The following is a 17,425-nucleotide window of genomic DNA, read 5'->3' as shown; positions in this document are numbered from 1 at the left end:
GCTGGTCGTGCGCCTGTCGTGGCGGCGTTCGCGTCATTCTGGGTGGTTCGGCAGCTCAGTGGTCAGAAACGAGACGGCAGACGCTCCGCGAGCACTGTGTGACCAAAGAAGACACAGGCACGGCTAGCGGAGCGCGAACCTGATGCCGAGCAGCGTGACGCGCCGACGAGTTGCCGACCGGTCGAGTCCGTTCGGGTCGTCGATTCGCCCACAGTCGGCGAGCCAGCCGAACCGGGTCTTCGCGTCTACGACGCGACGAGTGCCTGATTCGGCCCAGAGACCTTGTTCAATCCGTTTCGACGGTTCGGCGAGAGGTGACAAAAAGGTGGCCTCTCTGCTCGCACTCATCGCGCGGAGATACCGAGTGGCCGCTGCCCGTTCCAAGTTAAGTACCGACCGCTCCAACCCCCGTACATGAAGATCTACACCGGTCGTGGCGACGAGGGAATGACTGACCTCAAGGACATGTCGCGCGTCTCGAAAACCAGCCCCCGTATCGAAGCGTACGGAACCGTCGACGAGTTGAACGCGCTCATCGGGACCGTCCGACCAACCGGGCACGACGACGTCGACGAGAAACTCGAAGGCGTCCAGAACCACCTCCACATCGTGCAGGCGGACTTCGCCAACCCGGACCCCGACGAGGACGACCCGATTGTCGACGAGGAACACGTCGAAACCATCGAGTCGTGGATCGACGAGTACGACGACGAACTCGAACCGCTCACGTCGTTCATCCTGCCGACCGGCTCCGAGAAGGGGTCGCGCCTGCACCACGCCCGCGCGGTGTGTCGTCGAGCCGAGCGTCGCGCGGTCGCGATGGCCGGGAACGAACGTGTGAACGAAGACGCGATTCAGTACCTGAACCGGCTCTCGGACGGGCTGTTCGTCTGGGCGCGCGTGGTCAACCAGCGCGACGGCGTTCCCGAGGAGAACCCGACGTACTGATACCTTCCTCGGTTTCTCGGGCCGGACCGACTTACGGAGTGCCGACCGAGTTCCGGCGGCAGAACCGCCTTACTGCGAGGCCACGGCGAACTTATTCATCCGCGACACCTCAGTTCGAACGTGAGTTCCCTGGCGCGGTTACTGCTCGTCCTCGCAGCCATCTCGTTCGTGCTCGCGATGAACCCAGCGTACCTCCCCGAGGAAGCCCGATTCGACACACCCGAGGCCGATATCGACGCCCCGGGCATCGAGTCGGCCGTCCACGCCGAGGTCAACGAGCTACGATTGGCTGAGGAGGTACGACTGCTCGTTTCCGACGACGAACTCGCCGCTATCGGGCGGTACCACAGTACCGACATGGCCGAGCGTGGCTACATCGGCCACGACTCGCCCGACGGCGAGGGTGTCCGTGACCGGTACGAGCGGTTCGACTACGACTGTCGTATCCGACTCGAAGGGAACGACGTCATCTACGGCGGCGAGAACGTGTTCGTCATCACGTTCGGTGGCGCGGGCTACACGAACGAAGACATCGCAGAACGCGCCATGGAGGGCTGGATGAACTCGACTGGCCACCGCCAGAACCTGCTCGCGGAACACTGGTACCGACAGGGCATCGGCGTGGCCATCCTCGAAGAAGGTGACAACACGTCGGTGTACGTCACACAGAACTTCTGCTGACTGTTTTCGGGCTCAGGCCTGTTCGTACACGTGTATCCCGCCAGCTTCGCGGCGGGTCACGTCGCCGCGTTCTTCGAGCACGTCGAGGTGGCCGACGGCTTCGCTCATCCCCGAGAACTGCTCGGTCACGGGGAGGTCGTCGAACAGGCCGTGCATCACGTCGACCGCGGTCGTCGGGCCGTCGACGAGTTCCAGCACGTCCTGCGAGCGGGACTCGTGGGCTTCGAGAATCTCGTCGATTCGACCCGGTGGGTCGGTGATTATCTCGCGGTGGCCGGGCAGCATGCGGTCGTAGCCCATCTCTCGCTGGCGTGCCAGTGCCTCGTTGTATCGTGGCAGGACGTGCGGTCGTTCGCCACCGGTCTGTCCCGGTGGCTGGAGCAAGGGATTCGGCGTAATCTCGGGGAGGACGTTGTCGCCGACGACGCCGATGTACGCACCCTCGTGCTCGTAGGAGAACGTGATTTCGCCGGGGGCGTGCCCTTCGACGCGGGTCACGTCGACGAGCGTGTCGTCCACGGTCAGGTCGTCGCCGTCTGCCAACACACGGTCGGTCTCGACGTTTGGCGCGTACTGGAGGAACACCTCGGGGAGTTCCGTCACCGTCTCCGCAGTCGAGCGCGCCATCCCGTTCGCCTCGAAGAAGTCGACGAAGAACGAGCGTTCGTACTCCCAGCGGCCGCTGAAGTCGGCGACGATGTCGGCACACGGCTGGCTGGCGAACACCTCCGCGCCCAGTTCGGCGAATCGATGCGCCGACCCGAAGTGGTCTGGGTGCGGGTGCGTGATGAGGACGCGCTGTACGTCTTCGGGCGCGAGTTCTCGCGTCTCCAGAGCAGAAAGTACCGTCGACCACGCCTCTTCGCTGTCTGGACCGGGGTCCACGATGGTCCGGCCCGCGAGGTACGCGTTGACCGGACCGACCTGAAACGGCGTCGGAATCGGGAACCGTTCGAACATACCGCCTCCTTCTCTGCGGGCCCGGGTAAACGCTTGGGGGCGTGGCGACTCGTCGGCGTGTGAGAGTCGGCCGGCGAGAAGCTGGAGTCGGGACGACCGAAGTGATGCCCACGGCAGTCCCGGCGCGCGCCGCACCTTCGACGACGCACGTAGCATGACTTCGCTATGGGAGCGCTGGTCTGGTTGTGTGTGCGCCGGCCGTGGTTTTAGGTGTGCCTAACAATTAGAAAAGTGCTGCGGTTTTGGTCTGCCTAAAAGTGAGGGGCTGATAACCTGTCTGCCACTTGTCAATGAGAAAGGGTTAAACTCGAATCATGCGTATTGACAGGCATGAACAGACATTTTGAAGACGCCCAGTACCACCTCAAGCGCGCCGGCGAACACACGAAAGCGGGAGTCAAAGAAGAGTTCGAAGGCATCCAGAAGAAAGTGAACGAGCTTCGAGGGATAGAGGAAGAACCCGAACCGACTCGCGTCGAGAAGATTCAGGCAGACCTCCGTGAATCGAAGAAGAAAGCCGAGGGCAAAGTGAAGACGAACGCCGCCGAAGCCCGCAAGAAAATCGGTGGCTACCGAAAGCAGCGAGCCTGATTTCCAGGCGCGCAGTGAGGCAGTCGGTCCCTCGGTCCATCGGCCCGGTTGGGTTCAGATCGCTCGATTCGCTCGGTTCGCTTTTTCGTCGCGTTAGTCGACTCGCGGCGTAGTTGGGGCTGTGTCCACGACCGCGTCTTGTAGCGGCTGTACTCGCTCGGACGAGAGCGGGCCGTCGGCGTCGACGTGGAGTCCACTCGCCTCGACGAGTTCGTACTCGCCGCGGAGTCGGAAGACCGGCGTGTCGTTGCGCTGGGTGACGTGCAAATTACGCACGACGAGTTCGACTGGTGGCCCCTCGTGCGGGTCGAGTTCGACACTCGGCCACGACGGGTGGCGGTTGTCGATTCGGAGGCCATCGAGGACGACCCGCTTCGGCGGCGGGTTGACGACCACGGGTTGCCCAGCGTGCTCTGGCGCGTCGGCCGTCCACCGGAAGTCACAGTTACGGAGGACCGTCGTCCCGCCCGGGTGCGCCGACTTCCCGCCCTCTACCCAAACCCCGCGCTGGCGGCGGCCGCCGCTCCACTGCTGGGCCGGGACAGGCCCGTCGTGGACGAACACCGAGTCCTCGACGAGACAGTCCCCGGTCGTCCGGAGGCCGACGTTCGTGTTCCTGAGTTCGAGTTCCCGAAAGACCGCGCGAGCATCTGGGTCCTGCCCGTTGCAGTACGTCCCGTACACTGTGTTCTCCGCCCAGCCGGCCATCGCCACGTCGTCGAAGACGACTGCGCCGTCGTTGTCTTCGAGGAACCAGCCCCGGCGTGCGTCCCGGTCGTTCGCGACACCGTCGCGCATCGCGATGTCTTGCAGCAGTGCCTGTGTCCCTGCGGGCACCTGCTTCACGGTGAACAACGAACACGCGCGCTTGCCGCTGTCCGCCGGTGCGTACTCGGGGCCGGCGCTCGCGTCCCCTGTCACGGTCACGTCGCTGATTCTCGCGTCGGTCCGGACGTGCCACGTCGGCGCGACCCGACAGCCGTGAACCTCGTACTCGAAGCCGTCGACGACCTGCTCGCGCCCGGCCAACGTCACGAACGCCTCCGGGTCGGTTCGGTCGTCGGGGACGAGCGTCGCGTCGGTCCCCCGGAGTTCGAGACCGTCCTGCGCGAGTTCGCCCAGTGACCCGACCAGATACCGGCCGGGGGGGAACGCGACGACGGCCTCCGGTTCGGCGACGTCTTGCAGGACTCGGTCAATCGGTTCGTCGCCGGTCGGGTCCGCACCGGCCTCGACGATGTCGACGGTCGGTTTCGCCTCGTCGGCCCTTCCGGCGTGCTGGCCGTCTTGGATGGCTCTCGTGGCGCGTTTGAGGAGGTCCGAGAGCGTCTGTTCGATGGATGGCGGGTCGTCGTCGGGCATCGGCTGTTTCGTGGTGGTGTAGGGGTTCGGGGAGTGTAGCGTCGCAGGCTACTCACGTAGGACAGGAGCGTGCCGACTGTCGGTTCCATACGTAATCCTTAAGTCTGGTAACCGGGTAGCCGATGGTGTACGCGGGTTGGTGGTCTAGTCCGGTTATGACACCTCCTTCACACGGAGGAAGTCGGCAGTTCAAATCTGCCCCAACCCATTAATTTTGTGCCGAACAACTCGTGAGGCACAAATTTGTTCTGTTGGGCAGTTTGAACTCGGGAGCGAAGCGAACGCAGTGAGCGGAGTGACCAAAGTTCAAATCTGCCCCAACCCGCCGGTTTTGTGAGACACGAATTCGGTCTGTTTCACAGTTTGAACCGGTGGTTGTAGTTCGATTCAGCCGGGTCACCTTATCCCCGACCTGAACTACAGCCGATGTCTATCCACCCAAAATCCTTCTTTCACCTAGAACGAAGCTTATGCCGGGCAGCCAACAACTCCCGGTGATGCCCTCCAGACGCAACTTCGTCGCGAGTGCGGCGCTCGTGTTCGCAGCAGGTTGTACCTCACAGGGAGACGACCCGGCGACGCAGTCGGACACCGACACGCCGACGGGGAACGTCGAAGACCCGCCGTCCGAGACCGGCACCGACGACCCGACCACCACGGAACCGAGCGACGACCCGCCGGAAGGCGAGGCAGTCCAGTGGACGTTCGAACTGGGCGGCCCGCTGAACGACGGACCGGTCTTGTACGACGGGACGCTCTACGTCACGGGTGGGACGAACGGGAACGGGACGCCGCCGGACGGCGGTTACATCGAACCCACGACCAGCCAGAACCTCTACGCGCTCGGGACCGACGGGAGCGAGCAGTGGCAGTATGCAGCCGACGCGGGCGTGTACGACCCCATCGCGACCGACGACGGCGTGTACGTCGTGACCGGCTGGAGTACCGGCCTGTCGGGGCGGGACCAGCGCGTCGAGTTCGTCGCCGGCGGCGAGCAGCAATGGGCGAGCGCGAAGAAGGACCGCTTCCTGTCGATACTCGGGACCACCGGGGACAGGGTGTTCGTCGGGACGGGGGACGACGCCATCGGCACGTCGGGCGAGACACTGTACGCGCTCGGCGCTGACGGGAGCCAGCAGTGGTCGGTCGAGTCGGGCGACATGCACGACGGCACGGTCCACGACGGGACCCTCATCGCCTCGCCCGGCGGGCGCACCATCGTCGCGTACGACATCACGGACGGGAGCGAAGAGTGGTCGCGCGGCGATAGTCCGGTCGGCTACGACGGCCCCGAACTGTTCGACGGCTGGTTCCTCGTCGACCAGGAGGAGCAGGACGACGACGGGAACTACCCGTTGCTGGCGGTCGACGCGGCAGACGGGACCGAGCAGTGGCGGTACACGAGCGACGAAGGTGACGAGGGACCGTTCGTCTGCCCCGGCGCGACTGTCGTCGACGGGACGGTCTACGGCGTAGAGTACGGTGGGCTGGTGTTCGCCCTCGACGCCGCGGACGGGAGCGAACTGTGGACCTACCCGGTCGACGCGGAGACTCGTAACGCTCCCGCCGTCGCCGACGGGACGGTGTACGTCCCGGCGTTCGACGGAACGCTGCACGCGCTCGACGCCGAGACGGGCGAGGCCCGCTGGACGAAGACCGTCGAAGGAATCGCTCGCGGTGTGTCGGCGAACGCGGACGGCGTCGTAACGTGGACCCACGGCAAGGCCGTCCCGGGCGTGTACGCGTACGGGGCAGACGGCAGCGAACGCTGGTCGTTCAGGCACAGCGGGGACCTGTCGCGGCCGGTCGTCGACGGGACGCGTGCCTACGTCGCTGTGGAAGGTGGCTACGTCGTCGGACTGGGCGAGTAAAGCCTGGCTCCCGTGGTTCTCGGCCTATCCACTCAGAATCCGAAATATATCCTTATCGACGCCTGTCCCCTCTGATTCTATGAGCAATCGGGGTACTGTCGAGATTATCGGTGCCACCGCTCGCAGGGGGAGTCAGAGATGTCACAACAGTTGCAGACAGAGTGGTTCGTCACAGACGGAAAGTGGAACGCAGTCATCGCGTGGACTATCACGGGAATACTGGTACTCGCGGCGGTGAACAACTTGCTCGACTTTAGACTGGTCGACCTGTTACTGGCCGGGACCGCAGTGGTTCTCGCGTCGATTCCGGCCGTCGTCTCCCGGTCGTGGACACGAACCGTTCCGTGGCCGCTGGTCTTCATCGCCGCGCTACCGATTCTCGTCGGGTCGCTCGACCCGACGTTCTTCAAACTCGCCGTCATCGGCGCGGGTGTCGCCGCACTCGGGATGCTCCTCGTCGTCGACCTGCAGTTGACGACGGCGGTCCGGATGACGCCCGGGTTCGCCGTCTGGTTCGTCGTGATGATGACGCTCGCGTTCGCGGGCGCGTGGGCTGTCTCCTCCGCGTTCGAGGCGGCGTACTTCGGCGGGACCTTCGTGCAGACGAACACGGAACTGATGAACATCTTCACGGCCGCGCTGGTGGGTGGCCTCGTCGGCGGGCTCGCCTTCAGGCTGTACTTCCGGCGGGAACTCCGCCGGCAGGCTCGGTCGACGCCCGGAGCTGAGGGGTGGACGGCATGAGCGTCGCCCGTCGGGTTGGCCTCACGCCGAAGCGGGAAGTCACGCTGGTCCACGCGCTACAGCTACTCATGTTCAGCATCTTCTCCATCGGCCTCTGGCTGGGCAACGCTGGTGTCGTCGTCAACGCGGGCATCGGCCTCGGCGTCACGATGCTGCCGGCGCTCCTCCGCAGGAACTACGGTTTCACGATGGACGTGGGACTCGTCCTCTGGATAACCGTCGCGATGTTCCTCCACGCGGTCGGGACGCTCCCGCTACCGGGGCTGAACTTCTCGACACTGTACGGGTCGACCTGGTGGTGGGACCACCTGACCCACGCGCTCTCGTCGTCGCTGGTCGCTGCGGTCGCCTACGCCACGGCGCGGGCCATCGAAGAACACACCGACGCCATCCACTTCTCGCCGCGGTTCATGTTCGTCTACCTGCTCGCGTTCGTCATGGCGTTCGGCGTGGTCTGGGAACTCATCGAGTTCTACATCAGCGTCGCCGCGCAGTTGCTCGGCACTGGGTCGGTCCTCACGCAGTACGGTCTCGACGACACCGTCCTCGATCTGACGTACAACACGCTCGGCGGTCTCCTCGTCGCACTGTTCGGGACGGCCTACCTCTCGGGCGTGTCGGACGAACTCGCCGGGCGACTCGACCAACGTGCTGACCGGCGGAAGGCGAAGCGATGAGCCTCGACCAGCGAATCCGCGTCGTGGACCCGGCGACGGTCGAGCAGGTCGAATCGGTCACTGGCCTCGTCGAGCGGACGGTGTTACGAGTCGGAGACGCTCGACTCCTCTTGGTCGTGGTCGACGACGAGTCGGCCTGGCATCGACGTGATGGAGTACTCTACGGCTGGGTCCGTGGCGGTGGCGGCCACGTTCAGTCACGGCTGGGTTCGGACAGAGAACTGGAGCCAGGTGACTTCGTCCGCGTTCCCGCCGATACTGCGCACAGGTTCGTCGCCGGCACAGTGCCGCTCGAAATCCTCGCGGTCGCCGCGGCTGGGTCGGCGACGCCGAGTGCCGACCCGCGGGTTCGCGTCGGAAGAGCATCGACGGAAACGGTCTCGGCGACGGACGGAGCAGAAATCGCCGTCGTCGGCTCGGACGAACTGTTCCCGACCGTCCAGTCGCCGCACCTGATTCGAGAGTCGCCGTTTCCCGAGGACGACGTCCTCCTGTTGCGCGTCACTGCAGCGGGCGGTGCAGCCGCGGGCTGGCACCACCACGGTAACAACGTCTACTTCGGCTACGCGGTCGACGGGCCGAGCGAGACAGAATACGGCCCCGGCGGCGAACAGGTCGCCCGCATCGAACTCGGGGAGTGTTTCCACGTCCCGCCGGGTGTAGTCCACCGAGACACGAACCCCACGGACGAAGCTCACACCGGCATCATCTGGCTCTGTGGTGGCGAGCCGTGGGTCGTGAACGTGGACGGGCCAGCGTGAGGCTCACAGTGTCGCGTCGACGACCGACAGTTCGTCGTCCACTGTCAGCGTAAGTGAGTCGTCACCGATGGTGAACGTGAAGCAGCCTTCGAACGGGTCCGTCGACACTACCGTCTCGTCGTACTCCCATCCCCAGTCGAAGCCCTTCGAGGTCACATTGAGCCCGTTACGACCGACGAACGCGAGTACCTCTGGCGTGGCGAGCAGCGCCATCACGACGGGACCGTCGAACGTGAACACGCAGTTGGTACAGTCGTAGGTCACTCGCACCGCCCGATTTCGGTCACAGGAAGTACAGCGACCGTCGCGTGTCGCCGACTCGTGTTCACCACAGGCGGCGATAGTGACCTTGACGGTCGCCGCACAGGAGGGACAGACACCGCTCGCGGCGGCGAGCGAGTCCATATGAATCCACGTCGCGGCGGCGCGCAACGCCGCCTCCGGCGACCGACCCACCATTCCTGCCGGTGGGAACGGCAGACGAGCGAGATTGCCGTGCTCGGGGTTTGCAGGATTCGTCGGCGTCGCCGGATTTCCGGCACAGGTTGGACAGTGCAACGCGACGTGCCCATCCGCGTAACTGACCTCGATGTCGTCGCCGCAGAAGTGACAGGCGTAGTCGATGGCGGTCGGTTCAAGGGCTGGCCCTTCGTCGACTGCACCTGCGAGGACAGCCTGCACGATGCGCCTCCCCGGCTCACGAAGTTCGTACCCTGCGTCGGTCTTCTCCACGAAGTGCCCGAGGAGTTTCGTGAGGTGATAGTTGAACTGCGTCCCCTGCGAGAGGCCGACGCGGTTGCGTAACTCAGTGAACGATACCGGTCGGCCCGCGTCGGCGAGGACTCGCAGGGTTTCGAGCCGTGTTCGATTACCGAGGACCGTAAACGCCTGTTCCGGGGTCGGGCGCTCGGGTCCGTCGCCATCCGTGTTCATACGCTCACGATACTGACAGACACAGTAAACGTATCTCTGTCTGTGGACGTATCAGAACAGTATCTTAACACCGGTTCAGACAGCGCCGCGACTAAAATATCATACAGAATATAGTTATCATGTCGCGGGGAGTCCTGTACTTCGACGATGCAATCGACAGCATACTGTAACAAACCGGTGACTGTAGCGTCTGCAGATGACGTTGAACCAGGGAACGGACGATGAGTGTCGCAGAAGACGCCCCGCCGCTGTTCATCACGGGTGGGAGCAGTGGCATCGGTGCCTCGCTCGTCCGCCACCTCGCTGGTAAGTACACGGTCCTCACCGCGGCGCGGCGCATCGACCGAATGGAGACCGAGTACGGCGACGACCCGTACATCCACCCGTACGAACTCGACCTCACCGACGCCGACGCCATCGCGGAGTTGCTGCAAGCACTGCTCGACGAGCACGGACACATCCCGTACGTCATCAACTGTGCCGGGGCGTGGAACCCGAAACCAGTCCTCGAACTCACCGAAGCGGACATGCTGCACGCGATGAAGGTCGACGCCTTCTCGCACGTCCACGTCATGCGAGAATTGTTGCCCGCGATGCGCGAACACGACTTCGGGCGCATCGTCAACATTTCGGGTGCGGGGTCGCTGGTCCCGACGGGCGGGTGGGCCGCCCAGTACGCCTCAATCATGGCCCGGAACGCATACGGCGTCGCGGCCGCGCTCGAGAACGACGACCGGGACATCAAGATAAACCTCATGGGCCCCGGCCCGAGCGACACCGAGATGTATCCCGGGCCACTCTCGCCGACCGAGTGTCACCCGACCGTGGATTACTTGCTCGGCCTCGACGCCGACGGCCCGACAGGCCGGTTCTTCTGGCTCGGGTACGAGATGCCGCTGTTCCCCGATATCGGGGAGAGCGACCCAGGACAGGGTATTCCTGACGGGGACCATCTTCGGCGGGTCCTCCCTGAGTAGTGCGGCGTTCACACTGGCTTTGGTCTGGTACGGCTCTGCCCGAGTCGTTCCGCGACGGCGGCGCTTAACCGTCTCGCGGCCAATGCCGGACCATGGCAATCGTCGCAGAGATTCTCCTCGCAGACGACACACTCCCACTGGTCGGACTGGCGAAGGCACTCCCGAGTGGGGAAATCGACGTCGAGAACTCGGTCGCGCTCGAAGACGGCAGGCACCTCGTCACGGTGAGGGTCGACACAGACTCCCGAGACGCGTTCGACCGAGAGCTCGACGCACAATCGGAAATTACGGACGCTGCGGAGATTGGACAGACGGCCGATGGCTGGTTCTATCAGGTAACTATCGACACCGACTCCGCACTGTTCGCCGCCCACGACCCGGAGGCGTTCGAGGGCGTGTTACTAGACGCGACGGTGACCCGCGACGGGTTGCGAGAACAGAAGGTGTTCTCCGATTTCGAGGCGTTTAGCACGCTCAGAGACCGGTGTGAGGTCCACGACATCCCGTTCGAACTACTGAACATCGCTTCAGACCCCGAGAACCCCGGCGAGCGCGACCGGTTCGGACTCACGGACAGGCAGTTCACCGCCCTCTCTATGGCCTTCTCCGGTGGGTACTACGACTCACCCCGCCAGATGTCGACGCAGGACCTCGCCGACGAACTCGGCATCGCTGGCCCATCCGCGTCTGACCTCCTCCGTCGGGCCGAGCAGCAACTCCTCAGTCAAACGCTCGGGCCGCAGCAGTACTTAAACACACTTGCCAATTAGCGTCTCACTCTCGTGGCTGCTGGTCGTACCGACTGGTGATGTCAGACCAGACAGCTTCGACGAGCGACACACGTGACACAGACGGACTCGCCGGCGGCGTGGCCATCGTAACTGGTGCGTCCTCCGGTATCGGTGAAGCGACTGCCCAAGCCCTCGCCGACGAGGGCGCGAGCGTCGTCCTCGCCGCTCGGCGTGTCGAGGAACTGGAGGAACTCGCGGACCGTATCGAAGCCGACGGCGGCGACGCCCTCGTCGTCCCGACAGACGTGACCGAGGAAGCCGATATCGACGCACTGGTCGAGACGGTCACCGACGAATACGGTCGCATCGACGTGCTCGTGAACAACGCCGGCGTGATGCTGGTCGAACCTCTCGAACGCGCCGAGCGCTCGAACCTGCGCCAGATGGTCGAGGTCAACCTGCTCGGCCTGATGAACCTCACCCACGCCGTGTTGCCGGTGATGCAGGACCAGGAATCGGGGCACATCGTCAACGTCTCCTCGGTCGCGGGCCGGCGAGCGAACGCCAACTTCAGCGGCTACAACGCGACCAAGTTCGGGGTCAACGCCTTCACCGAAGCGGTGCGACAGGAGGTCACGAGCCAGAACATCCGGACGACCATCATCGAACCGGGTGCAGTCGACACCGAACTGCCGACGCACATCACCGACGAGCAGATTCTCGAACAGTTCGGGGAGATGGAGTTGCCCACGCTCGAAGCCAAAGACATCGCCCAGTCCGTCGTGTACGCGACGAGCCAGCCCGAACGCGTGAACGTGAACGAACTCCTCATCATGCCGACCGGGCAGGAGTAGACCGGACGAGAGCACCCGACCGTCTCGCTTTTTCCCTCTCTTTTTCAGCGAGTCCTTACGCCACGAGCCGTGGTTCGAGGTCGAACGTCACGCCGGTCATCTCTTCAGAGACCTCCCAGAGCCGGCGTGCCGTCTCGTGGTCGTACGACTTCGCGTTCGAGGTGACACGGGTCGGGTGCCCCTGCATCTCTCTGAACCCGTCCGGGCCGAAGTAGTGGCCGCCGTCGACGTTCGCGGCCGTCGCAGCGTAGAGGGCCGGCAGCGAACCGTCTGCGGCTGACTGCGCGAAGACGGCGTTCGCCACGCGCCCGAAGATCCGGCGAGGGAGCGATGCCCCTTGCTCAGTGTCGCCGTCTTGGAGGCCGGTCGCGGACCAGCCCGGGTGGGCGGCGACGGCGATAGTGTCCGCACCAGCGGCGCGGAGTCGTCGGTCTAGTTCGTAGGTGAAGAGCAGGTTCGCGAGCTTGCTCTGTCCGTAGGCTTCGACCCGGCCGTACGACTCTCGGCGGTTCAGGTCCTCGAAGTGGATATCGCCGTTGGTGTGGGCCATACTGCTCTGCGTGACGACGCGCGTGTCGCCGTCGGTCTCGCGTAATTGGTCCAGCAGCAGGCCGGTGAGCGCGAAGTGGCCGAGGTGGTTGACGCCGAACTGCAACTCGAACCCGTCCGTCGTCGTCGAGTACGGCGGCATCATCACACCGGCGTTGTTGACCAGCACGTCGAGGCGGTCGAAGTCCGACTCGAAGTCGGTCACGAACTCCCGGATGGACGCCTGACTCCCGAGGTCGAGTTTTCGCGTCGAGAGCGACCCGCCGCGCGTCGTCGACTCTATCTCGCTCGCGGCCTCGTTCGCGCGTTCGAGACTGCGACAGGCCATGACGACGTGTGCGCCCTTCGCGGCGAGCGCCTTCGTCGCTTCGAACCCGAGACCGCTGTTCGCGCCGGTGACGACGATCGTCCGGCCCGACTGGTCGGGAATGTCCGCGGCGGTCCACTCCTTCGAGGATGTCGTGTTTGCCATTGTAGAGACGAACTCCCGCCACCGTGGTGAGTCGTATGCTAACCTGTAAGTAAATTTAAGTACTCGTCGCAGCGAGTGGCTCGCCACACGGTCGCCCTCGGGTCGATACCGACGGGGAGCGTGCTGCGTCTATCGCCGAAACGTGCGACGCGCGACGGTAACGATATGGCAGATTCGATAGAGCCGGTGAAACCGCATCGTACCGTCTTTGTCTGTGTAATCGCATCTGTCACTCGGTGAAATTGACCGAAAATTTATGTTTTTGAGTGTCCTATCTGACAGGGATGTCGGGGGTCGAAGAACTACTACTCCAACTGCTCTATCTCTTCGCGATAGCCGGCGTGGTCGGCATCCTCAGTAAACGATATCCGCGACTGCAGTACACGACCGGACTCCTCCTCGCTGGGTTGCTGGTCTCCATACTCGGCTCTCCGGTCGAGGTCGAACTTACCTCCGATTTCATCCTGCTCGCTATCCTGCCGGCGCTAATCTTCAACGACGCGATAAACATCGACCTCGCCGTGTTCCGGGAGAACCTCGTCCCGATTCTCGCGCTGGCAGTCGTCGGCCTGCTCGTCTCTATCGCGCTCATCGCCGTGGTCGGCGCCACGCTGTTCGGGTTCTCGCTGGCTATCGCGGTCCTCTTCGGCGCGATAATCATGCCCACTGACCCCGTCTCGGTGCTCGCGGTTTTCGAAGACCTCGGCGTGCCAGAGCGACTCTCCATCCTCGTCGAGGGAGAGAGCCTGCTGAACGACGGCGTCTCTATCGTCGTCTACTCGACCGTGCTGGCGGTCGTCGTCGAAGCAGAGTCACAGGGCGTCGAAACCACTGCCATCGTGACTCCGTCGGGGTTTCTCGCCGACGTCGGGGTCGGCATCCTCGGCGCGCTGGTCGGCGGGGCGGTCCTCGGTGCCACGGCCGGGTTCGTCGCCCACGAACTCATCGCCACGGTCGACGACGAACTGACGGCCGTGGCTGCCTCGGTACTCGTCGCCTACGGCGTCTACCTGCTCCTCGACCTCCTCGGCAGCAGTGGTGTCATCGGCACCCTCACGGCTGGCGTCTTCCTCGCGGCCCGACAGGGGCCGACGGGCATCTCACCGGAGACGCGCTTCACCGTCGAGACCGTCTGGGGCTACGCGGCCCTCGTCGCGAACACGCTCATCTTCGTCGCTATCGGCATCGTCACGCCGTTCGACCTCCTCCTCAGCTACGCCCCACAAATCGTCGCCGCGATCGTCGTCGTCTTCCTCGCGCGGGCGGTCGTCGTCTACCCACTCGTCGGCCTCCTCAATCGGTGGCTCGACGACTCGGTCTCGTTCGCCTACCAGCACGTCCTCTCGTGGAGCGGCATCCACGCCTCTACGTCAATCGCACTGGTACTCGGCGTCTCAGAGACGTACTCTGGCCCGCTCGCAGAACAGCTCTCGGCGCTCGTCTTCGGCGTCGCCGCGTGCACGCTGCTCGTCAACGGCACGACGATGGGCCGACTCATCGACAGGCTCGGAATCAGTACCCAGCGGCCACCGCAGCGACTGTATCAGGCGCTCGTCGGTCGCCTGCACGGGGTCGACGCCGCCCTCGAAACGGCCGCCCGACTCCACGAGAACGACGAACTCTCGACGAGTGTCTTCGACGACGTGACGGCCGTCTACCGACAGGAGCGAACCGAACTCGTCGCCGCCATCGAGTCGTTGCTCGACCGATACCCTTCCATCCGAGAACACGAAGAACACCTCGCTCAGCACCGTATCCTCGTCGCAGAACACGGGGCAATCCGCGAGGCGATACAGCGGGGGGAGATAAGCAGCCGCGTGGGCGACCGCCTCCTCGAAGACGTCGACAGCGACCTCGGCCGTGCACTGGCCGGCGAGTGGGACCTCACGGAGTCGAGGTCTTCCGGTCCCGAGCCGTTCTGGCGGCGGCAACTCGCCGAAGTGGAACGCGACCAGAAAGGAACCCGCGACCGTGACGAGGACGAGTCCGCCGCTCGGCCGCGGCGGTAACTCGGGTTTCAGAGACACTATCTACCAGAACCCCGGAACGCTCTGTAGAGAGAGAGTCGAGCGAATGACGTTGGCGAAGGTCGACCGATACGACGAGAGCCGGACGCAGTCCGTGGGGGAGCGGGCCGTGGTCGCCGGTGGAAGCATCGCCGGACTCTGTGCCGCTCGCGTCCTCGACGACGCATTCGACGAGGTCGTGATACTCGAACGAGACGAGTTCCCGAGCGAGCCGACGGCCCGCGACGGCGCACCGCAGACCAGCCAGCCACACGCGATGCTCGAAGCGGGGCGGGTGACACTGGAGGACTTCTTCCCCGGCTTCAGTGCCGACGTGCAGGCTGCCGGTGGGCTGGAACTCGATATGACCGAGGACCTGGTCTGGCACGACCAGGGCGGGACCATCACAACGGCGGCGAGCGAACTTCGCGCACTCTATGCGAGCCGTGCCCTGTTCGAACACGTCGTCCGCGAGCGCGTCAGAGACCGTCCCGCTATCCAGCTACGAGGCGGGTGCCACTTCCTCGACTACGAACACGACGACGCCGGAGGGCGGGTGACTGGGGTCCGATTCCGAGACGAGACTGGCACGGAGACGACGCTCGATGCGACACTCGTCGCACCTGAGCCACACCGACCGCGAGGTGCAGCGATGCTTCCCGCGGAAGGAAACCGCTGGGAAGTCCTCCTGCAGGGATTGCACGGTGAGCGAGCGCCGAGCGACCGCGACACGTTCCTCGACTGGGCCGACTCGCTCCCACTCGACGAAGTCGCCCGGCACCTCCGCGAGCAAGACTGGGTCTCGGAGGAGGTTCGACACTACCCCTTCCCGGCCAGCGTCCGCAGACACTACCACTCCCTCGACCGGTTCCCGGACGGGTTGGTTGTCACTGGCGATGCGATAGCCAGCTTCAACCCGGTGTACGGACAGGGAACGTCGGTCGCCGCACTGGACGCACTCGCACTCCATCACGAACTCAGCGACGGTCTCGACGGGTTGGCCCCGCGTTATTTCGACCAGACGACGGGACCGAAGCCGGTCGGAACCGACCTGTTCAACACCTACGTCGCGCGCCTCATCCAGCGAGCCCACGACGACGGGCACCTGACGGAAGCGTTCTTCCGCGTGTTCCAGCTGGAGAAGTCCGTGACCAGTCTACTCATCCCCGTGTCGCCTGGCGGGTCCTCCCCCCGCGGTTCGGGTCTGGATAACCGCCGTCACTGCAGGGACGCTATTCAGCAGGCGTGCTACTCCGCAGGTGCGAGTGCCTCGACGGTCTGCTCACGCAGGTCGTCGCTCGCGCCGATGGGGATGACGACGAGGATATCGTCGACCACGTCCCGAGCGGTCAGGTCGTCGAGCTGTTCACGTGCCTGCTCGGGCGAGCCGACGACCGCTAGCTGGGCCATCATCTCGTCGGTGACCGCCGCCCGAGCCGCGTCGCGGTCCCCATCTCGCCAAGCCGCAGCGACGCGCTCGGCCTGTTCCGGGAACGACATTGCGGCCGCGTTCTTGTATCCGTCACTGCTTCCGAGGTAGTACGCGAGGTGGTTCCGAATCGCCGCTTCTGCCTCGTCAGCGTCGTCGCTGACCGCACATGGGACGTACGGTGACACCACGATGTCGTCTGGGTCGCGGCCCGCCTCCCGGGCAGTCTTCGCCACGGTCTCGAACGCCTCGGACAACTCGTCGAACGGGATGTTGTGCGGCAACCAGCCGTCGGCGACGCGGCCGGTCGCTCGTCGGTTCGCGGGACCGAGCGCCGCGGCGTAGACGGGAACGTCGCAGCCGAGAGCGGGGAAGTCAGCCACGTCGAAGAGTTCTCCCTCGTAGCTCACCCGCCCGTCGCCAGTGAGGAACGCCTTCGTGAGTTCGATGGTCTCGTGCAGTCGCCGCGGTGGGTTGTCGAAGGCCATCCCGTGTAAGTCTTCGACCACTTTGGGCGTGCTCGTCCCGACGCCGAGGCGGACCCGGCCGTCTGCCACGTCCGCGAGGGTCGCTGCGGCCTGTGCCAGCGTCGCTGGCGAGCGACCGTAGACGTTGACGATGGCCGTCCCGAGGTCTATCGTCTCGGTTCGCTCTGCGGCGACAGTGAGCGCGATGAACGCGTCTCGGCCCCACAACTCTGTCGCCCAGACGGCGTCGTAGCCGAGGGATTCTGCACGTTCGGCGAGCGCTGCGAAGTCGTCGAAATCCTCCGGAATGAGGAGACCGGATGCCATGCTAGCACCGACTGATCGTGAAGACAAAACAACTGCGCCCGCCGACCTGACCATCGTCCCCGTGCGTTCACTCGGCGACTACTGC

The 17,425-nt window shown here is 64.6% G+C and carries 17 protein-coding genes and 1 tRNA gene; 12 read left to right on the top strand and 6 right to left on the bottom strand.

Going from position 1 to position 17,425, the window contains the following annotated elements; translation table 11 throughout:
- Window positions 1-123: 123 nt before the first annotated feature.
- Complete coding sequence (locus ACSC1P_RS04980; protein ID WP_435359029.1) at window positions 124-348, bottom strand: hypothetical protein; 225 nt, start codon at window positions 346-348, stop codon at window positions 124-126.
- 66 nt (window positions 349-414) lie between these two features.
- Here ACSC1P_RS04980 and ACSC1P_RS04975 point away from each other — a divergent pair, with 66 nt between their 5' ends.
- Together ACSC1P_RS04975 and ACSC1P_RS04970 are read left to right on the top strand one after the other, a co-directional pair.
- On the top strand, window positions 415-948 hold the full coding sequence (locus ACSC1P_RS04975; RefSeq protein ID WP_435359028.1) for a cob(I)yrinic acid a,c-diamide adenosyltransferase: 534 nt from the start codon (window positions 415-417) through the stop codon (window positions 946-948).
- A 120-nt stretch (window positions 949-1,068) separates the two neighbouring features.
- Window positions 1,069-1,629 carry a CAP domain-containing protein gene (locus ACSC1P_RS04970; protein WP_435359027.1) on the top strand — a complete coding sequence of 187 codons (561 nt, stop codon included), beginning with the start codon at window positions 1,069-1,071 and terminating at the stop codon, window positions 1,627-1,629.
- A 12-nt stretch (window positions 1,630-1,641) separates the two neighbouring features.
- On the opposite strand, the gene ACSC1P_RS04965 is transcribed toward ACSC1P_RS04970, so the two are convergent.
- Complete coding sequence (locus tag ACSC1P_RS04965) at window positions 1,642-2,589, bottom strand: MBL fold metallo-hydrolase (protein ID WP_435359026.1); 948 nt, start codon at window positions 2,587-2,589, stop codon at window positions 1,642-1,644.
- Window positions 2,590-2,919: 330 nt separating this feature from the next.
- On the opposite strand from ACSC1P_RS04965, the gene ACSC1P_RS04960 reads away from it, so the two are divergent.
- The gene (locus ACSC1P_RS04960) at window positions 2,920-3,180 is read left to right on the top strand and encodes a DUF7553 family protein (protein WP_435359025.1); all 261 of its coding nucleotides are present in this window, start codon (window positions 2,920-2,922) and stop codon (window positions 3,178-3,180) included.
- Between the two features lie 93 nt (window positions 3,181-3,273).
- Here ACSC1P_RS04960 and ACSC1P_RS04955 read toward each other — a convergent pair whose 3' ends face one another.
- Complete coding sequence (locus ACSC1P_RS04955; RefSeq protein ID WP_435359024.1) at window positions 3,274-4,542, bottom strand: hypothetical protein; 1,269 nt, start codon at window positions 4,540-4,542, stop codon at window positions 3,274-3,276.
- A 133-nt stretch (window positions 4,543-4,675) separates the two neighbouring features.
- On the opposite strand from ACSC1P_RS04955, the gene ACSC1P_RS04950 reads away from it, so the two are divergent.
- The 5 genes from ACSC1P_RS04950 to ACSC1P_RS04930 all read left to right on the top strand — a co-directional run bounded on the left by ACSC1P_RS04950 (window position 4,676) and on the right by ACSC1P_RS04930 (window position 8,595).
- Window positions 4,676-4,750: transfer RNA gene (locus ACSC1P_RS04950), tRNA-Val, on the top strand.
- A gap of 289 nt (window positions 4,751-5,039) precedes the next feature.
- Complete coding sequence (locus ACSC1P_RS04945) at window positions 5,040-6,413, top strand: PQQ-binding-like beta-propeller repeat protein (RefSeq protein ID WP_435359023.1); 1,374 nt, start codon at window positions 5,040-5,042, stop codon at window positions 6,411-6,413.
- A 138-nt stretch (window positions 6,414-6,551) separates the two neighbouring features.
- A complete protein-coding gene (locus tag ACSC1P_RS04940) occupies window positions 6,552-7,157 on the top strand; it encodes a hypothetical protein (protein ID WP_435359022.1) in 606 nt (201 codons plus the stop codon).
- Entirely contained in the window at window positions 7,154-7,834 is a 681-nt protein-coding gene (locus tag ACSC1P_RS04935) for a DUF2238 domain-containing protein (RefSeq protein ID WP_435359021.1), read from the top strand. Before ACSC1P_RS04940 ends, ACSC1P_RS04935 begins: the two co-directional genes overlap by 4 nt.
- Entirely contained in the window at window positions 7,831-8,595 is a 765-nt protein-coding gene (locus ACSC1P_RS04930) for a cupin domain-containing protein (RefSeq protein ID WP_435359020.1), read from the top strand. Before ACSC1P_RS04935 ends, ACSC1P_RS04930 begins: the two co-directional genes overlap by 4 nt.
- 3 nt (window positions 8,596-8,598) lie before the next feature.
- Here ACSC1P_RS04930 and ACSC1P_RS04925 read toward each other — a convergent pair whose 3' ends face one another.
- Window positions 8,599-9,528: a winged helix-turn-helix domain-containing protein gene (locus ACSC1P_RS04925; protein ID WP_435359019.1), complete on the bottom strand. Its 930-nt coding sequence runs from the start codon at window positions 9,526-9,528 to the stop codon at window positions 8,599-8,601.
- 221 nt (window positions 9,529-9,749) lie between these two features.
- Between ACSC1P_RS04925 and ACSC1P_RS04920 the strand changes: the two genes are divergently transcribed.
- From ACSC1P_RS04920 to ACSC1P_RS04910, 3 genes are all read left to right on the top strand, one after another.
- Window positions 9,750-10,505, top strand: coding sequence for an SDR family NAD(P)-dependent oxidoreductase (locus tag ACSC1P_RS04920; protein ID WP_435359018.1), 756 nt, complete (start codon window positions 9,750-9,752; stop codon window positions 10,503-10,505).
- 92 nt (window positions 10,506-10,597) lie between these two features.
- Window positions 10,598-11,275 (top strand): helix-turn-helix domain-containing protein, encoded by a 678-nt coding sequence (locus tag ACSC1P_RS04915; protein WP_435359017.1) that lies wholly within the window; start codon window positions 10,598-10,600, stop codon window positions 11,273-11,275.
- 38 nt (window positions 11,276-11,313) lie between these two features.
- Window positions 11,314-12,090, top strand: a complete 777-nt coding sequence (locus tag ACSC1P_RS04910) for an SDR family oxidoreductase (RefSeq protein WP_435359016.1) — start codon at window positions 11,314-11,316, stop codon at window positions 12,088-12,090.
- 55 nt (window positions 12,091-12,145) lie between these two features.
- Here ACSC1P_RS04910 and ACSC1P_RS04905 read toward each other — a convergent pair whose 3' ends face one another.
- A complete protein-coding gene (locus ACSC1P_RS04905; protein ID WP_435359015.1) occupies window positions 12,146-13,111 on the bottom strand; it encodes an oxidoreductase in 966 nt (321 codons plus the stop codon).
- 284 nt (window positions 13,112-13,395) lie between these two features.
- On the opposite strand from ACSC1P_RS04905, the gene ACSC1P_RS04900 reads away from it, so the two are divergent.
- Window positions 13,396-15,120 carry a cation:proton antiporter gene (locus tag ACSC1P_RS04900; RefSeq protein WP_435359014.1) on the top strand — a complete coding sequence of 575 codons (1,725 nt, stop codon included), beginning with the start codon at window positions 13,396-13,398 and terminating at the stop codon, window positions 15,118-15,120.
- 1,245 nt (window positions 15,121-16,365) lie between these two features.
- Here ACSC1P_RS04900 and ACSC1P_RS04895 read toward each other — a convergent pair.
- Window positions 16,366-17,340 carry an LLM class flavin-dependent oxidoreductase gene (locus tag ACSC1P_RS04895; protein ID WP_435359013.1) on the bottom strand — a complete coding sequence of 325 codons (975 nt, stop codon included), beginning with the start codon at window positions 17,338-17,340 and terminating at the stop codon, window positions 16,366-16,368.
- Window positions 17,341-17,425: the final 85 nt, after the last annotated feature.

This window comes from Haloarchaeobius caseinilyticus, assembly GCF_051207395.1.
Lineage (GTDB): Archaea > Halobacteriota > Halobacteria > Halobacteriales > Natrialbaceae > Haloarchaeobius.
This window is presented reverse-complemented; position numbering and strand designations above follow the sequence as displayed.